Origin of the sequence: Sulfurimonas sp., assembly GCF_028714975.1 — a bacterium.
In the GTDB taxonomy this organism is placed as follows: Bacteria; Campylobacterota; Campylobacteria; order Campylobacterales; family Sulfurimonadaceae; genus Sulfurimonas.
This window is the reverse complement of record NZ_JAQTLH010000014.1, coordinates 16,468-32,439: the sequence shown is the minus strand read 5'-3', so window position 1 is coordinate 32,439 and position 15,972 is coordinate 16,468. Positions and strand designations below refer to the sequence as shown.

The following is a 15,972-nucleotide window of genomic DNA, read 5'->3' as shown; positions in this document are numbered from 1 at the left end:
GCATCCATACCGCGTACAAGACCCTCACTCATATCCATTGCAATCGTTCTAACACGACCGTCACCTAAGTGAGCTGCAACTTCAAGTACTAAACGAGACTGAGTACCTTCTAAATTTACTTTAACTTCGATTGCTTCATTAATTATAGGAAGATAACCGTCAAAATCAACATCAACAACCGGGCCCATAACCTGGCTTATTTTACCAATCATATTTTTCTCCATTATTTCATAGACTCCACACCGCTTATAATTTCAATAAGCTCTGTAGTAATAGCTGCTTGTCTAGCTTTATTAAACTGAACATTTAATGACTTAACCATCTCTTTTGCGTTGTTAGTAGCCGTATCCATTGCCTGCATTCTAGCACTATGCTCTGCAGCAACAGAATCAATTAGTGAATAGTACATTGCGTACTGAACATATCTATTAACTAAAGAATCTAACATTTTTTCTTCGTCTTGAGACTCTATCTCAAGCATAGATTTTTCTACTTCACCGCATTCAAATTGACTTGCATCAACAGGCAATACTTTCGTTACATGCAACTCTTGAGTTATCATGTTTTTATATCCGTTGTATACAAAATGAAGACCGTCGGTTTTTCCATCTTTAAAATCTTCTATAGAAGATAAAATAAAATCATCCGATCTCTCTTTGTCAGGTCTAGAACTAAGATTTGTAACTGCGTCAAAAAGTTCAACTTGGTTATATTTAAAAAATTCAATACCTTTTTTACCGATTCCGCGTAAACGCACTTTTACATTTTTTGATTTATACTCTGCTAAAAGTTTTTTAACGGCTTTAATAGTTTGTATATTAAAACCGCCGCATAAACCTTTGTCAGCAGTTACAAAAACTATGTCAACTGTTTTTGGATCTTCAATCTCTATAAAACAACGATTGTCAATTCCGCCGACTTTGTTGCATTTAATGCGTCCAGCTATTTCGGCAATCACCTGATTCATTTTTGCAGCATAAAGACGAGAGCGCTTAGCTAACTCTTCTGCGCGACGAAGCTTTGCAGTAGATACAAGCTTCATAGCACGAGTCGTCTTTTGAGTATTAGAAACACTCTTTATCTTTCTCTGAATATCTTTCAAGTTTGCCATAAAGTTTTCCTTACGCCGCTACAAAGCTAGCTTTGAACTCTTCAAGTGCTTTTTTCATCAATGCCTTAGTATCATTATCTACTGTAGAAGTAGCTTTGATACTTTCAAAAATTTGAGGATAAGATGCTTCGATAAAAGGATACAGCTCAGCTTCAAAACGAACAACATTTGACGGGTTCATATCATCAAAGAAACCTTCATTTCCTGCAAAAATAATCAATACTTGTTTTTCAGCAGAAAGCGGAGAAAATGGCGGTTGTTTTAAAACTTCAACCATTCTTTGTCCACGCTCAAGTTGTTTACGAGACGACTCATCAAGATCTGATGCAAATTGAGCAAACGCTTGTAATTCGCGATATTGAGCAAGGTCAAGTCTTAGTGTACCTGCAACTTGTTTAGTAGCTTTAATTTGAGCAGCACCACCAACACGAGATACTGAAAGACCGACATTTATAGCCGGACGGATACCTGAGTTAAATAGTTCAGTTTCAAGGAAAATCTGACCGTCAGTAATCGAGATAACATTCGTAGGAATATATGCAGCAACATCCCCTGCTTGCGTTTCAATAATAGGAAGAGCAGTTAATGAACCTGCACCTCTCTCATCACATACTTTTGCAGCTCTCTCTAAAAGACGAGAGTGGATATAGAAAACATCTCCCGGATATGCTTCACGACCCGGAGGACGACGAAGGATAAGAGACATCTCACGATAAGCAACCGCATGCTTAGATAAATCATCATATACGATTAGAGCGTGCTTTGCGTTATCACGGAAATATTCACCCATTGTTACGCCTGTGTATGGAGCCAAGAATTGTAAAGCAGCCGCTTCAGAACCCGTAGCAGAAACAATAATAGTATATTCTAACGCACCTTGCTCTTCTAAACGACGAATAATCTGTGCAATTGTTGACTCTTTTTGACCGATAGCAACATAGATACAAGCAACACCGTTGCCTTTTTGGTTGATAATAGCATCAAGCGCAACAGTTGTTTTACCAGTTTGTCTGTCACCGATAATCAACTCTCTTTGACCTCTACCGATCGGCACAAGTGCATCAATCGCTTTGATACCAGTTGCCATAGGCTCATGTACAGATTTTCTGTCCATAATTCCCGGTGCTTTCTCTTCAACGAAACGAGTTTCAGTTGTTTCAATCGGACCTTTACCGTCAATCGGTTCACCAAGAGCGTTAACAACACGGCCAAGCAGTGCTTCACCTACCGGAACACGAAGAAGACGACCTAATCTCTTTACAGACAGACCCTCTTTTAATAGAGCGCCTCCGCCAAGTATAACGACACCTACCGTACTCTCTTCAAGGTTCATAACCAAACCTCTAGTTCCCTCTTCGAACTCTACCATTTCACCGGCCATAACATTACTAAGTCCGTAAACTTGCGCAACACCGTCAGCATATGAAACGATTTTACCTGTTTCATTAATATCAACACTTAGTTCAAAGTTGTCAATACGCTCTTTAATTATTGAGCTGATTTCATCAGCTTGAATTTTTGCTACCACTACACATCTCCTCTCATGAAGTTAAATTGCTTTTACAATATGTTCTATTATTTGACTATTAATTCTTGATTTAGAAAAACTTATTTCTACTCCAAGATCTTCAACATCTACTTTAATACCGTTGAAATCGTTTTTAACAAATTTCAGCGATATTTTAGAGTTAAATCTGTTACCCAACCCGTTGCCTAAATCTTCTATAACTTTCGCATCGATATCGCTATCGCTATACACGATTCCGCTATAACTTTTATTTGTTTTTGCAATATCTTTTCTCATTATCTCCGCTAACGCAGGTATAATAGTGATACGATCATGCTCGGCAAGTAATTTTATTAAGTTGTCAACATCTTTAGAGCCGACCGATTTAACCGCCGCCAATAAAATTTCTGATTTCTGGTTTTTACTTACATCCGGGTTATTAATGATACGATTAAATTTCTCATCATTAAAAGATTGAGCCAAAACAGAAAATATTAAAGCTACATTCTGCATTGTTTGCGCATCAGAGCTCTGCTTAATTGCTTTGAGATATCTTTTTGCGATTAACTCTTCCATACTATGCCACCTTCTTTAAGATAACATTAGCCATAGCTTCTTTATCAAAACTATCGTCACTTTGACTTAACGCATCTTTTAGAGTATCTTCAACTACGCTACGAACCATTTTTCTTTGTTCAAATTCAATTAGAACAGCCTGATGCTTAATCATTGTTTCAATATCAGCATCACATTGAGTCATAATACTATCATTAATAATTTTATTCTCTTTTTTAGAACTAACTGCCAAATCTGCAGCAAATTTCTCAGCTGCGGACACCTTAGCAAGTGCATCCTTTTTCAAAGACGCAGTCTCTTTCAACTTATCTTGCACTTTTTTCATTTCATCAGCAATTGACTGACTTCTTGATGCAAAATAATTTTTTGCCGGCTCAGCAACAAGATACCATATCAATCCCGCGAACAGTAAAAAGTTTACCGTTCGCTGAATAATATCGGTACCTGCATGCTCCGCATTACCGCCAGATGCCAATGCATAGGTCGACATCATTAGCATAAATACTAAAATTCTACTCACATCACATCCTTATATTTGACTAAATTTAGCTTTTACAGCTTCTTTAAACAGCGGAATATGTGATTTTAAATCACTTACTAACTGTTCACGAGATTGACCAAGCAACTGTTCAAACTCTAAATACTGACTAGCTAATTCAGCACGCTTTGCTTCTAACTTACTCTCTGCTAACCCTTTAGCATCCGTAATAACTTTCTCTCTCAGGGCCGAAGCTTCCAGTTTAGCACTTACAATAATTGATTGCGCTTTTGATTCAAGTTCTTTGATTTCATCATCATTTGAGCCTATTTTTTCTAGGTCTTTTTTGATGTCTTCATCTCTTTTACTCATATAAGCAAACAACGGGTTGTAAAGCGAACTGTTCAGAACGGCAATAAGCGTAAGAAACACGATTAATGTAGCTACAAGTAGTATCGGATTTATATCTAACATAGCACCTCCTAAAAGTTGCGTGATTATACTATGTTAAAATTAAAAGAATGGTTAAACGAATAAAAAAAATTAATTTTTTTTTATGTTTTTTATGAAAATTTTTAAATTTAGCTAACTTTATGATGCTTATTTTGAAAAATAATTTAAAAAGTTATCTATTTGGTTTTTGTCGGCAAACTCTATTGTTAAACTTTTGCCGGAACTTTTTATCTTAAATCCAAGATCAGATAATCTCTCTTTAGCATCTTTAAAATCATATGAAGCAATTTCTATTTTATTAGACGGTTCGGCTTTATTGTTTTTAAGGCTTTTTATTGTTGCTTCAACTTCTCTAACACTTAATTTTTGACCTACTACTGAGTCAACGATTAATTGTTGCTGCTTTTCATCAAGTCCGACTAAAACTTTAGCATGTCCTGTCGTAATTTTTTTCTCAATCAAAGCTTTTTGTGTTTTTTGTGATAACTGTAAAAGTCTAATAGTGTTTGTAATATGCGTTCTGCTTTTATGAATTTTAGTTGAGAGTTCATCTTGCGTTATATTGTGAAGTTTAATAAGTTCTCCGTAAGCATGCGCCAATTCAATAGAGTTTAACTCGTCTCTTTGAATATTTTCTATTAGTGCGAACTGTCTCATTCTCTGTTCATCACTATTTAAAACGATTGCACGAATCGTTTTTAGTTTTGCAATTTTTGATGCACGAAGTCTTCTCTCTCCTGCAATTAAAATATATCCGTCAACATCTTCCGTAACTACGATAGGTTGCAGCAAGCCGTCGTTTTTTATAGACTCACCGAGTTCTTGTAAACTATTTTCATCAAAATGTTTTCTAGGTTGAAATGGATTTGGTCGAATATCTTTTAACTGGATTTCAACTATTGAATCTTTTTGAGAAACTTCATTTTCATAAGCCTCTTCTATTTCACTCAAAAGTGCTCCGAGACCTCTACCTAATTTTTGACTTTTCATGCTTCAATAATCGCTTGTGCTAAATTTTGGTATGACTCGGAACCGCTTGATTTTACATCATATAAAATAGCAGGTTTTCCAAAAGATGGGGATTCTGCTAATTTTACATTTCTAGGAACTACTATAATTTCTCCGTTACCGTCTTTAAAAAGTTTACTGCTGAAATGTTGTTTTAAATCGGCAAAAACCTGTTTTGAGAGATTATTTTGAGCGCTAAACATCGTCGGTAAAAAGCCTTTAATAATCAATTTTTGATTAATAGATTTTCTTACAAGTTTCACGGTATTTAAAAGCTGTGCAAGACCTTCTAATGCAAAAAATTCACACTGTATAGGAATAATTACGGAGTTTGAAGCCGAGAGTGCATTGATAGTCATCGGCCCTAGTGCCGGCGGAGAATCTATGATAATATAATCATAATCCTTTAAAACATTTGCGATAGCTTTTTTTAAAAGAAGTTCGCGACCTTTTGAGTTCTCTGCATCATAATACTCTTTTTCTATTCCTACTAGCCCTATATTCGAAGGAGCCAGATGAAGGGTAGGCAATTCTGATTTTAAGATAATGTCTTTTAATTTTTTTGTTCCGATAAGCACATGATAGATATTAAACTCATAATCATTTCTGTGAAAGCCCAATGATGTTGTAGCATTTGCTTGTGGATCTGAATCTATTAAAAGCACTTTTTTTTCAGCAACAGCGAGTGAAGCGGCTAGATTTACGGCAGTAGTTGTTTTACCCACACCGCCCTTTTGATTTGCAATTACAATTACTTCACTCATCTTAGACTATATATCCTCTCGCCGTTGACTACAATAGACCCATCGCTCTGCAATAAGGCATTTTTTAAAGAAATTATTAAATTTTCATTGTGCGTATAAAAGTTTTGGTTCTTGTAAAATTCTATCTTATATTTGCTAAAAACTTGCTTCCACAAACTCTTTTTTTCAATATTTTCAAAGTATTTTTTAATGAGTTCATCTTTATCTAAATTAATATCTAACTTTGCAAAACCCACAGGTGCATGAGCTATATTTAACCCCACGCCGCAAATAAGGGTTTCTTCAATCAGGTTAGTTATCATCCCGCCGACTTTTTGATTGTTTATATAAAAATCATTTGGCCATTTTAACCAAACTTGGGAATCAAACTCTGCTAAAGTCTCTTTTAAAATATAAGAAAAATATATAGATGCGGACTCTAATTTTAGATCATGCGGCAAATCTTTTAGTGAAAACGCAAAAGATAAAAATAGATTATTTTCTACTCCGCTCCAAGAGTTTCCTCTGCTGCCTACTCCTGCTGTTTGAGAGTTTGCCACGACGGCACAGGGTAAAGAGATTCTCTTTTCTTTAATCAACTCTTTTAGATATTTTTGTGTAGAATCTATACTATCAAGATAGAGTATCTGCAATATTTAATCTTTTACCGTTTATGTAGGAGATAACATCCATCTCGTTTTTTGATTCCGGTTGAACACTTAAAACTTTAATGCTCCCTCTTTTACACCCGATTATAATACCCTCTTTTTCTATATCTAAAATTTTTCCGCTCTCATTTTGGCTAATATCTTCTACAAGCTCTATTTTTTTAAGCTTCAATCCTGAACTAAGATAGATTCCCGGCCAAGGCGTAAATGCACGATACTTATTAAATATCGCCGTAGCATCATCAAACTCAACTTCGCCGTCTTGTTTGCTTATTTTTTTGCAGTGTGAAGATAGAGAGCCGTCTTGTTTTGCAGGAGTATATGAGTTAAAATTTTCCAGCACATCAATAGTCAATTCGCAAGCGACATCTGTAAGCCTATCAAACAGCGATTCGGCCATCTCGGTTTTACTCACATCAATCTCTTTGATTTTAATAATATCTCCCGTATCAAGACCTTCATCCATTAACATAGCAGTAACACCCGTTTTGCTATCTCCATTTAAAAGAGTCTGCTGAATCGGACTTGCACCTCTGTACTTAGGTAATATTGAAGCGTGAAGATTTATGCATGGAGCGTGTTGTAAAATTTCTAACGGCAATATCTGACCATATGCGGCTACTATAATATAGTCGCACTCTATACCTGTAACTTCTTTGATTGTGCTTTCATCTCTTAGCCTGTTTGGCTGATGAACGACGATACTGTTTTGAAGCGCTATGGTTTTTACGATAGGAGGGGTTAAAACTTTTTTTCGCCCTACCGGTTTATCCGGCTGTGTGTAAACCGCTACAACATCCATATTTTTTGTATCTATAATTTTTTGTAAAATACGCCCTGCATAATCGGGGGTTCCCATAAAAATTATTTTCATTAGCCGGCTTTTGTAAAAAGCGTCCCGCCGATATGTCTGTTTTCCAACATAAGACTTTTTATATCGCTTAAATCATATCCGCTGGTAAGCACCATATCTATTCCATATGTTAAAAGATAGTTAGCCGCTTTTAATTTTGTTAAAATTCCGCCGGTTGCAAAAGTAGAGTTTGGGTTTGCCTCTTTTTCCAACTCCTCTTTATCAATGCTGTTTACGATTTTTAATATTTTTGCATCACTGAATTTTCGAGGGTCTTTATCATAGTAGGCATCTATATCGGAAAGTATTATAAGTAAATTCGAAGCGGTATGTTTTGCGACATAAGCCGAAAGTTGGTCATTATCTCCCACAACAAGCTCTTTGGTGGTTGTTGCATCATTTTCATTTATAATAGGTATTACTCCGTTGGATAAAAGGGTGTCAACGGTGTCTTTGATTTTTCTACTCTCGTCTTCTATATTAAAATTTGCGGCAGTAACAAGAATTTGAGCAGTTAAAATATCGTAAGTTGCAAATTTTTTGCTATATTTATTCATTAAAATCGGTTGTCCGATAGATGCCAAAGCCTGTTTGTTTTGCAAAACGCTTCTGTCTAATTTTAACTCTGTATATCCGGCTGCTACGGCGCCTGAAGATACCAATATAACTTCATTGGTTTTTCTAAGTTCAAACAAAAAATCGACTAGCGTTCTCATTCGTTCTAATGCTATCGCATCATTTTCGGTTAATACCGCACTTCCTACTTTTACGACGACTCTTCTCATCTTATCTATCGCTCAACTCTCTGTTTAACTGCACTAGATTAAAGAGTGCATGCTTTAGAGGCTTTATATTTTTATGAGTAGCCGAAGATATCGGCACGACAAAATATGGAAGAGTTTTATCATATCCAAGCGTCTCATCTGCACTTTCTTGAATAAAATACGGGATTGATTCGTCAAAATCCAAATCACTGCCCTTCGTAGCTTTAACTCCAATCATCTCTAAAAAGCCGTTAACTAAATCATTAACTTCTTCTGAAGGAACTATATCAGCTCTTGTTAGTGCAATAGCATACTGACTATGCGCTAATTTATCCGAAAATGCGGCTACTTCAGCTCTTAGTGTCTCTATCTGCTCTTTTAGATCTCTATATGATGCCAAATCAATCATAAAAAGAAGAATTTTTGTTCTCTCAATATGTCTTAAAAACTCTATTCCAAGACCTTTGCCCTCATGTGCTCCGCCGATAATACCCGGAATATCAGCCATAATAAATGATTCAAAATCACCTATATTTACCTGCCCTAGTTTTGGCGTAAGCGTCGTAAACTCATAGTTTGCAATTTCCGGACGAGCATTGGAAACTGTTGAGATAAGAGTAGATTTTCCTACATTTGGAAAACCGACTAAACCGACATCGGCAATAAGTTTAAGATCTAACTGAACTGTTCTTGTTTCGCCTTTCTCACCCGGTTGTGCATATGTCGGTCTTTGGTTAGTGGAAGACTTGAAGTGAGTATTACCGAGTCCGCCTCTTCCGCCAGTTATAAAGAGTTCTTCTTGTCCGTCTTTTAACATATCAAATAAAACTTCACCGCTCTCCGAGTCAATTATCTGTGTACCCGGCGGTACTATGATAACTTTTTTTGCACCGGATTTGCCGGCCATATTTGAGCTTTCACCCGGAGCGCCGTTATCTGCTTTTATATGCATCTTCTTTTGAAAATGAGATAGCGTGTGAGTATTATTGTCACATTTAAACCAGATATCACCGCCTTTTCCGCCGTCTCCGCCGTTTGGACCACCGTTTAAAACAAACTTTTCACGACGAAACGCAACACAACCCGGTCCGCCTTTTCCAGAAGAAACTGTTAGCTCTACACTATCTATAAACATAAAAAATCCTTAATATATACAGTAATATTTTTTTGCAGTGATACAAAATACTTAAAAATTAACTACAGCAAAGCAAATTATTAAATATTTTAGAAGTTTTCGGTGCAAACCGAGTGTGAAAGTAGAAATATTTGGGATAAACCCAAATATTATAAAATTATGCGGCAGGAACGATTGAAACTTGTTGGCGTTTTTTATCTTTTCTGTGAAAAGACACAACACCGTCAACCAACGCATATATAGTATGGTCTTTACCCATGCCTACATTTTTACCCGGATGAATTTTAGTTCCTCTTTGGCGAATAATAATGTTACCGGCTACTACAGCCTCTCCACCATACTTTTTTACACCAAGTCTTCTACCAGCCGAGTCACGATTATTCTGTGTACTGCCTTGACCTTTCTTATGTGCCATCTTGAATCTCCTTAGTTAATTTACAGCTTGTTATTATGCTGCTATTTTTGTGATGCGAACACGCGTGAAGTCTCTTCTGAAACCTCTTTTCACTTTGCTGTCTTTACGACGACGCTTCTTAAAAGTCACAACTTTTCTGTCACGACCCTCATTAATAACTTCAGCAGTTACAACAGCACCTTCAACAAAAGGCGCTCCAACTTTAAGCTCACCTGCGTTAACAGCTAAAACTTCTTTAATCTCGATTGAAGCTTTAGGCTCAAGAGACATTTTATCTAGTAATAGAATATCGCCCTCTTGAACTTTATACTGCTTGCCACCGTTTTTGATAATTGCGTACATATACAATTCCTTAAATCTTTAAATACTTAAGCCTCAAAACGCATTTATTTATGCATTTATCGGTTTTGTTTCTACAAAAAGTTCGGAATTATACCCTTACAAGCTTTAAGTATTGTTTAACTATATGATTATATTTCAATATTTTTACTTTCGTAAAACTTTTTTAACCACAAATCAAATGGACTTATCATTTTATAAATAACGGGAACCACAAGAAGAGTAAGTATCATTGAACTTAAAAGCCCTCCGATGATAGAAATAGCCATCGGCGCTTTTGTTTCACTTCCAAGTCCGCTACTAACGGCAAGCGGTATCATAGCAAACACCATCGCGATAGTCGTCATTAATATCGGACGGACTCTTTTTTCTCCTGCTTCGACAAGTGCTTCATCTACATTTTTTCCGTTATCAACCGCATGATTTGCAAAGTCGACCAATAACACCGCATTTTTCCCGACCATTCCCATAAGCAACATAAAACCTATCATAACAAAGAGGCTAAATTGTAGTCCCGAAATGTACAACGCGAGCATAACACCGATTATGCTCAAAGGGAGTGCTACCATAATAATAACCGGCTGAATAAGAGACTCGTATAAAATTGCCAAAATAATAAACATTAAAATTACGCTCAAGCCTATTGCGGATCCAAAGGCTTGAGCTGTTTTTACCATCTCTTCGGCAAAACCGGTAAATCTGTAAACAACACTTTTTGGCAAAAGATTTTCTATTTCGCTTTTTGTGTAAGCAACCGCCCCGCCCAAGTCAAGCCCAAACAAATCTGCAAAAACCGTAACTTCCCTTTGTCTGTCAAAGTGATTTACGGTTCCAAGTGTTTTACTTTTGTTAAACTCAACCAATCCGTCAAGATAGACTAGATTACCATCTTTTGTCCTAACTTGAAGTTTTTTAATATTTTCTAAACTAACCCTATTTTCATCACTAAATCTAAGGGTTATATTGTACTGTTTCGCTGTATCTTCAAAATATGAAATCTCCAAATCACTAGAAAATGCAATAGATATAGCTTCAGCTATTTGAGATGCTGAAATACCGAGACTTGAAGCATTTTCTCTTAAAATATTTATATCTATCTGCGGTTTTGGCTCATCCAAGTCCGTATCTATATCAACAAATCCATTTTTTTTGGATAGATGCTCAACCAGTTTTTTTTTCGCCGTGTTCAAATCTTCAAACGAGTCGGATTTTAAAACTATCTGATACGGCACCGATACACCCGCACCTTTTATATTTGGAATAGCAGAAGCGGTTATAAACATATCTTTTTTAAATGACTCAAACTTTTGTCTAAAATCTTGAACGATATGCTCTTGATTAAACTCTCTTTTATTTTTATCGGTAAGCTTTACATAAATAATTGCTTTATGTTTCTCCCTCATAGAGTTATATCCTACGCTTAGCGTCGTATACTCTACGAATGGATTTTTTCTAACCATATCTTCAACGGTTTTAGATTTTTTTATCATCTCCTCCAAAGAAATGCCCGAGTCTGTTTTAATTTTTATCTCAAACTCCGCTTTGTCCTCTTTTGGAATAAAATCCATACCGATTTTTGGAAAAAGAGTTAGCGAAGCAAAGAAAATTATAAAAACCAAAATAAGAGTTACTACTTTAAATCTCAAAACAGACCTAAGTGCTTTTTCATAAACTCGCTCTATAAATTTAAAGAGAGGCTCCGTTAAATCATAAAACTTACTCTCGCTCTTATTTAATGTTCGCGCACTCAAGCTCGGGATAAAACTTAGAGCTATCGTATATGAGATAATAATAGCAAATCCGACGGTCATGGCAAAGCTCTCGAAAAACTTTCCGACAATTCCGCTCATAAACGAAACAGGGATAAAAACAGCCAAAAGCATCGCCGAAATAGCCAAAATTGTAAATGCCATCTCTTTGGTACCTTCATAAGCTGCCTTATATTTATCCATTCCCTCTTCCATCTTTTTATAGATGTTTTCAATAACTACGATAGCATCGTCGATAATAATACCGATAGCCAAAGTAAGCCCGATAAGCGTCATTTTGTTTAGTTCAAAGCCCATATAGTTCATTAAAGCGAATGTACCCATGATGGAAGCAGGGATTGAGAGAGCCGAAACAAGCGTGATGGTAAAATTTCTTAAAAAAACAAAAACAATAATTGCCGCAAGAATTGCCCCATAAACAAGGTCAAACTCAACATCTTTTAAAGAGTGGATAATAAAAGGAGAAGTATCATTTAAAACCTCTACGCCAAATCTCTCTCCCGCCACCGTTTGGAGCTGAGGAAGCATTTTTTTCACTCGTTCGACTATGTCGATAGTATTTGTTCCCGAGATTTTTTGAACCTCAAGCATAACTCCCTCTACGCCGTTGTATGAAGCGTAACTTTTTGCATCGCTCAAAGAGTCTTCAACCGCTGCAATATCTTTTAATCTGATGTTATCTTTTATCTTTATATTTTTAAGCTCTTCAATGCTTAATGCATCAGCCTTTGTTTTGAGCGTAAATTCTTCAGTTTTTGTTATAAGCTTTCCGCCTCCGATTTTTACATTCTCTCTTGCAACTATGGAGTTTAGCTCTGCGATTGTTATTGCGTATCTGTTTAACTCTTTTGCATTAGGAAATATTTTTATCTCTCTATCTTTGTACCCGACGATATTTATAGCACCGACGCCATTTATCTTTTGGATAACAGGTTTTACCTTCTCATCTGCAAAGAGCATAAGATTTTTTACACTATCATTTTTTGCGGTTAAAAATATATTTATAATCGGTGCTCCGCCGATGTCAAGTTTACTAACAAGAGGCATACGGGCATCTTTTGGAAGCTTTACCGCTGAGACTTTATCTCTTACATCATTTGCTGCTTCATCAATCTTTCTCTCTAAAAAAAACTTAACGGTCACTATACTCACACCGTCGCTGCTGCCTGATATGATGCTCTCAACCCCGCCTATTCTCGAAATTGCCTCTTCTATTTTATCGGTGATTTGTGATTCGATAGTGCTTGCTTCTGCACCGGGATATATTGTCTGAATCGTGACTATGGGAAAATCGACATTTGGAAAAAGTGCCGATGGCATTGATTTGAAACTCATGTACCCAAAAATAACCAATGTTACGACATACATCAGAGTCGCAATCGGTCTTTTGATTGATATTTTATACATATAGGCTACTTTTTAGAGTCTATATAGCCGTCGCCGAAAAGCCCGACTACAAAATCTTTTGCCTCTACCTCCGCACTAAGCTTTCTACTCTGAGCGTTAACACGCGGATAAACTTTTGTAATAACGCTCTTATGCTCTTTTTCATCTCCGTCTATTTTGTAGTTAAATGTTTGACCAACCTTAACTTCTTTCCAATATTTTTGGTCAAACTCTAACACAAGTTTTCGCTCATTTTGGCTTTGAATTTTTAAAATTGTTTTTGGCGACATCTCGGTTACGACATCTCCGACTTCTACGGTTTTTTCAAATATAACACCGTCAAACGGAGCATATAGCACTGTTTTGTCATAAAGGGTTTGTTTATAAGCCAGATTTGCTTTTGCAAGTTCTAGTGCTGTTTTTGCCTTTTCATAAGCAAGAGCATAAACATCAAATCTCGCTTCATCGAGAAGATGTTTAACCTTCTCTTGTCTATCGTAATCCTTTTTTGCATATTTAAAAACAACCTCTGCATTTGCAACTTCTGATTTTACAATATCAAGAGAAGCTTTTATATCGTCATTTGCAAGTTCTACAAGCTTGTCGCCTTTTTTTACTTTATGGGAAATATCTACATATACCTTCTTGATTATACCGCCTGCATCTAATGCCAAATTTGCACTTTTTTGTGCCTCTACGAAAAAATTTGCATATATCTCTTGTGCATTTGCACTTATAATTAAAAAAACAACCCCTAAAAATATTTTTATCATTTTAAAAACTCCTCTAAATTTTTACCGCTATAGTAGTAAAATAGTGCATACGCCGTTTCCAACTCATTTAACGAGCGTTCATACACGGCATTTGCGCTTGTTTTTGAAGTAAGTGCATCAAGATATATTACATAATCGACTATGCCGGCATTATACTTCTCATTTATGGTTTTAAATGCGCTTGAGGCTGAGACTAAAGCGCTTTTTGAGCTTTTAATCTTTAACTTTACACTGTTTATCTTTGCGACTGCAATCTCTCTTTGCATTTTTTGCTCTTTGGAAATCTGCTCTATCTGTTCATGCATAGCTTTTGAGTTTAGCTCAAGGGATTGCTTTACTTCGCTTGTCGCCCCATAATCAAAAATTCTCATATTTAGACTAAGCATCAATACATTTTGTCTATCGATTTTTAAAGGATGGTTTGGACTAATATTTTCATACCCATAAAAAGTATAACTATCTTCTACTTTAATTTTCGGATAGTATGCACTTTCGAGTGCTTGGGCACTATTTTTTACTGCGTTTTGTTTATAGCTAAGCGATTTTATATCATCACTTTGTTCAAAATCCAAAACCAAAACCTCTTTAAAATTGGACTCTTCAAGGTTTTGTATCTCTTTTGAGGCTTTTAGCTCTAATGATTTTTTAAGGCTTAATATATCAAAATTTATAGACTCAATCTCATAAAGGTTTGTGTCATAAGAGGCTTGAAGTCTATCTATATCATCTTGCGTGGCAAGTTTTGCATCATAAAACTGCTTAATTCTATCCAACTGCTCCTCAATAGATTTTTTAGCGTCCTCTTTTGCTCTTAAGTGTGCTTCTAAGCTTTTTATCTCGTAAAAATCTTTAACTATTTGAAGGGAAAGATTTTTTCTCATCTGCACTTCATCGTGTCCACTTGCTTTATACTCGTTTTTTGCCCTATCAAGCTGTGATGATTTAGCGCCGCCGTCATAAATATCAAACTCTACCCTGCCGTATCCGCTGTAAATATCGCTTATCTGAAATGATGTAACATCACTTGTATTTTTATATGAGGCACCGATATCGATTTTTGGAAAATAGTCGCTCTTTTTTGATTCAACCTCGCTCTCTTTTGCATCTTTAGTGTATCTATAAGATTTAACAAGATTATTATTTTGTTGTGCATACTCTAAAATAGATCTTAAATCATCGGCAAACACCGCAAAAGGAAGTATCAAAAAAAGCAGTTTTTTCATTTTTGTAATGCTATAGCATCAATCTCCACCAATGCATTTTTAGGAAGAGTTTTTACTGCTACGGTTGAGCGAGATGGTTTATGAGAACCAAAAGCCTCCGCATATATCTCATTTACGGCTGCAAAATCATCCATAGAAGCTAAAAAAATAGTTGTTTTAATTACGCTATCCATAGAAGCTCCCGCCTCTTCTAAAACAGCCTGAAGATTTTGTAAAACCTGCTTTGTCTGAATAACTATATCACTCTCAAGCATAACGCCCTCAGGCGTAAGAGCAATCTGCCCCGATGTAAAAACCATACCGTTTGCAATAACCGCTTGTGAATATGGACCTATTGCCGAGGGTGCTCTATTTGTTTGAACGAATTTCATCTTTTTTCCTTAAATTCTTTTGCTTCTTTTACTTCATCTAAGAGTTCATAAAAACCCTTAACGCTTCTTCCGCCGATTGTTGTGTAGATTATCTTACCGTTGCTATCTAAAAAATAGTGTCTTGGAACGGGTTTTACCTCAAGTCCGGCAGGTATATCGTCTATATCCCTTGAGAGATATAAAAGTACATAGCTCTTTTTGAGCTTTTGTAAAACCTCATCTTTTGCCAAAACCTCTTCTTTAAACTTATCGCAATATTTACAATACTCCGAACCTAAAAAAAGATAGATATCTTTTTTCTCTTTTTTGGCTTGCGCTAATGCTTTTTCATAATCATTTGGCCAATTTAAGGCACTTAAAGTAGATATTAACGCTAATATTAAAATAAAATATCTCATAT

18 protein-coding genes and 1 pseudogene are annotated in these 15,972 nt (G+C 35.9%); all 19 read right to left on the bottom strand.

Translation table 11 applies throughout. From position 1 onward, the window contains the following. Positions 1-212 (bottom strand): annotated as a pseudogene (locus PHQ93_RS10270) (F0F1 ATP synthase subunit beta); the annotation flags it as partial. A gap of 11 nt (positions 213-223) precedes the next feature. After that, a complete protein-coding gene (gene atpG / locus PHQ93_RS10265; protein WP_299944035.1) occupies positions 224-1,111 on the bottom strand; it encodes an ATP synthase F1 subunit gamma in 888 nt (295 codons plus the stop codon). A gap of 10 nt (positions 1,112-1,121) precedes the next feature. Beyond that, positions 1,122-2,639, bottom strand: coding sequence for a F0F1 ATP synthase subunit alpha (atpA, locus tag PHQ93_RS10260; RefSeq protein WP_299944032.1), 1,518 nt, complete (start codon positions 2,637-2,639; stop codon positions 1,122-1,124). A gap of 21 nt (positions 2,640-2,660) precedes the next feature. Beyond that, positions 2,661-3,194: a F0F1 ATP synthase subunit delta gene (locus tag PHQ93_RS10255; RefSeq protein WP_299944029.1), complete on the bottom strand. Its 534-nt coding sequence runs from the start codon at positions 3,192-3,194 to the stop codon at positions 2,661-2,663. A 1-nt stretch (position 3,195) separates the two neighbouring features. Continuing rightward, a complete protein-coding gene (locus tag PHQ93_RS10250) occupies positions 3,196-3,714 on the bottom strand; it encodes a F0F1 ATP synthase subunit B (RefSeq protein WP_299944026.1) in 519 nt (172 codons plus the stop codon). 9 nt (positions 3,715-3,723) lie between these two features. After that, positions 3,724-4,146, bottom strand: coding sequence for a FoF1 ATP synthase subunit B' (locus PHQ93_RS10245; protein ID WP_299916058.1), 423 nt, complete (start codon positions 4,144-4,146; stop codon positions 3,724-3,726). Between the two features lie 126 nt (positions 4,147-4,272). Next, a complete protein-coding gene (locus PHQ93_RS10240; RefSeq protein WP_299944024.1) occupies positions 4,273-5,115 on the bottom strand; it encodes a ParB/RepB/Spo0J family partition protein in 843 nt (280 codons plus the stop codon). After that, a complete protein-coding gene (locus tag PHQ93_RS10235) occupies positions 5,112-5,897 on the bottom strand; it encodes a ParA family protein (protein WP_299944021.1) in 786 nt (261 codons plus the stop codon). Before PHQ93_RS10235 ends, PHQ93_RS10240 begins: the two co-directional genes overlap by 4 nt. Further along, positions 5,894-6,529 carry a biotin--[acetyl-CoA-carboxylase] ligase gene (locus tag PHQ93_RS10230; protein ID WP_299944018.1) on the bottom strand — a complete coding sequence of 212 codons (636 nt, stop codon included), beginning with the start codon at positions 6,527-6,529 and terminating at the stop codon, positions 5,894-5,896. Before PHQ93_RS10230 ends, PHQ93_RS10235 begins: the two co-directional genes overlap by 4 nt. Beyond that, on the bottom strand, positions 6,510-7,418 hold the full coding sequence (gene fmt, locus PHQ93_RS10225) for a methionyl-tRNA formyltransferase (RefSeq protein WP_299944015.1): 909 nt from the start codon (positions 7,416-7,418) through the stop codon (positions 6,510-6,512). Before fmt ends, PHQ93_RS10230 begins: the two co-directional genes overlap by 20 nt. Beyond that, positions 7,418-8,182 carry a glutamate 5-kinase gene (gene proB / locus PHQ93_RS10220; RefSeq protein ID WP_299944012.1) on the bottom strand — a complete coding sequence of 255 codons (765 nt, stop codon included), beginning with the start codon at positions 8,180-8,182 and terminating at the stop codon, positions 7,418-7,420. Before proB ends, fmt begins: the two co-directional genes overlap by 1 nt. Position 8,183: 1 nt before the next feature. Then, complete coding sequence (gene obgE, locus PHQ93_RS10215; RefSeq protein WP_299944009.1) at positions 8,184-9,296, bottom strand: GTPase ObgE; 1,113 nt, start codon at positions 9,294-9,296, stop codon at positions 8,184-8,186. A gap of 157 nt (positions 9,297-9,453) precedes the next feature. Continuing rightward, positions 9,454-9,711 (bottom strand): 50S ribosomal protein L27, encoded by a 258-nt coding sequence (gene rpmA, locus PHQ93_RS10210; RefSeq protein WP_299916045.1) that lies wholly within the window; start codon positions 9,709-9,711, stop codon positions 9,454-9,456. Between the two features lie 33 nt (positions 9,712-9,744). After that, positions 9,745-10,053 carry a 50S ribosomal protein L21 gene (rplU, locus tag PHQ93_RS10205; protein ID WP_299916043.1) on the bottom strand — a complete coding sequence of 103 codons (309 nt, stop codon included), beginning with the start codon at positions 10,051-10,053 and terminating at the stop codon, positions 9,745-9,747. Between the two features lie 128 nt (positions 10,054-10,181). Next, positions 10,182-13,226 carry an efflux RND transporter permease subunit gene (locus PHQ93_RS10200; RefSeq protein WP_299944006.1) on the bottom strand — a complete coding sequence of 1,015 codons (3,045 nt, stop codon included), beginning with the start codon at positions 13,224-13,226 and terminating at the stop codon, positions 10,182-10,184. A 5-nt stretch (positions 13,227-13,231) separates the two neighbouring features. Next, complete coding sequence (locus PHQ93_RS10195) at positions 13,232-13,978, bottom strand: efflux RND transporter periplasmic adaptor subunit (RefSeq protein WP_299944003.1); 747 nt, start codon at positions 13,976-13,978, stop codon at positions 13,232-13,234. Continuing rightward, the gene (locus PHQ93_RS10190) at positions 13,975-15,201 is read right to left on the bottom strand and encodes a TolC family protein (RefSeq protein WP_299944001.1); all 1,227 of its coding nucleotides are present in this window, start codon (positions 15,199-15,201) and stop codon (positions 13,975-13,977) included. Before PHQ93_RS10190 ends, PHQ93_RS10195 begins: the two co-directional genes overlap by 4 nt. Continuing rightward, on the bottom strand, positions 15,198-15,572 hold the full coding sequence (locus tag PHQ93_RS10185; protein ID WP_299943998.1) for a RidA family protein: 375 nt from the start codon (positions 15,570-15,572) through the stop codon (positions 15,198-15,200). The genes PHQ93_RS10190 and PHQ93_RS10185 overlap by 4 nt, the downstream gene beginning before the upstream one ends. Then, a complete protein-coding gene (locus PHQ93_RS10180; RefSeq protein ID WP_299943995.1) occupies positions 15,569-15,970 on the bottom strand; it encodes a thioredoxin family protein in 402 nt (133 codons plus the stop codon). Before PHQ93_RS10180 ends, PHQ93_RS10185 begins: the two co-directional genes overlap by 4 nt. Between the last annotated feature and the right edge of the window lie 2 nt (positions 15,971-15,972).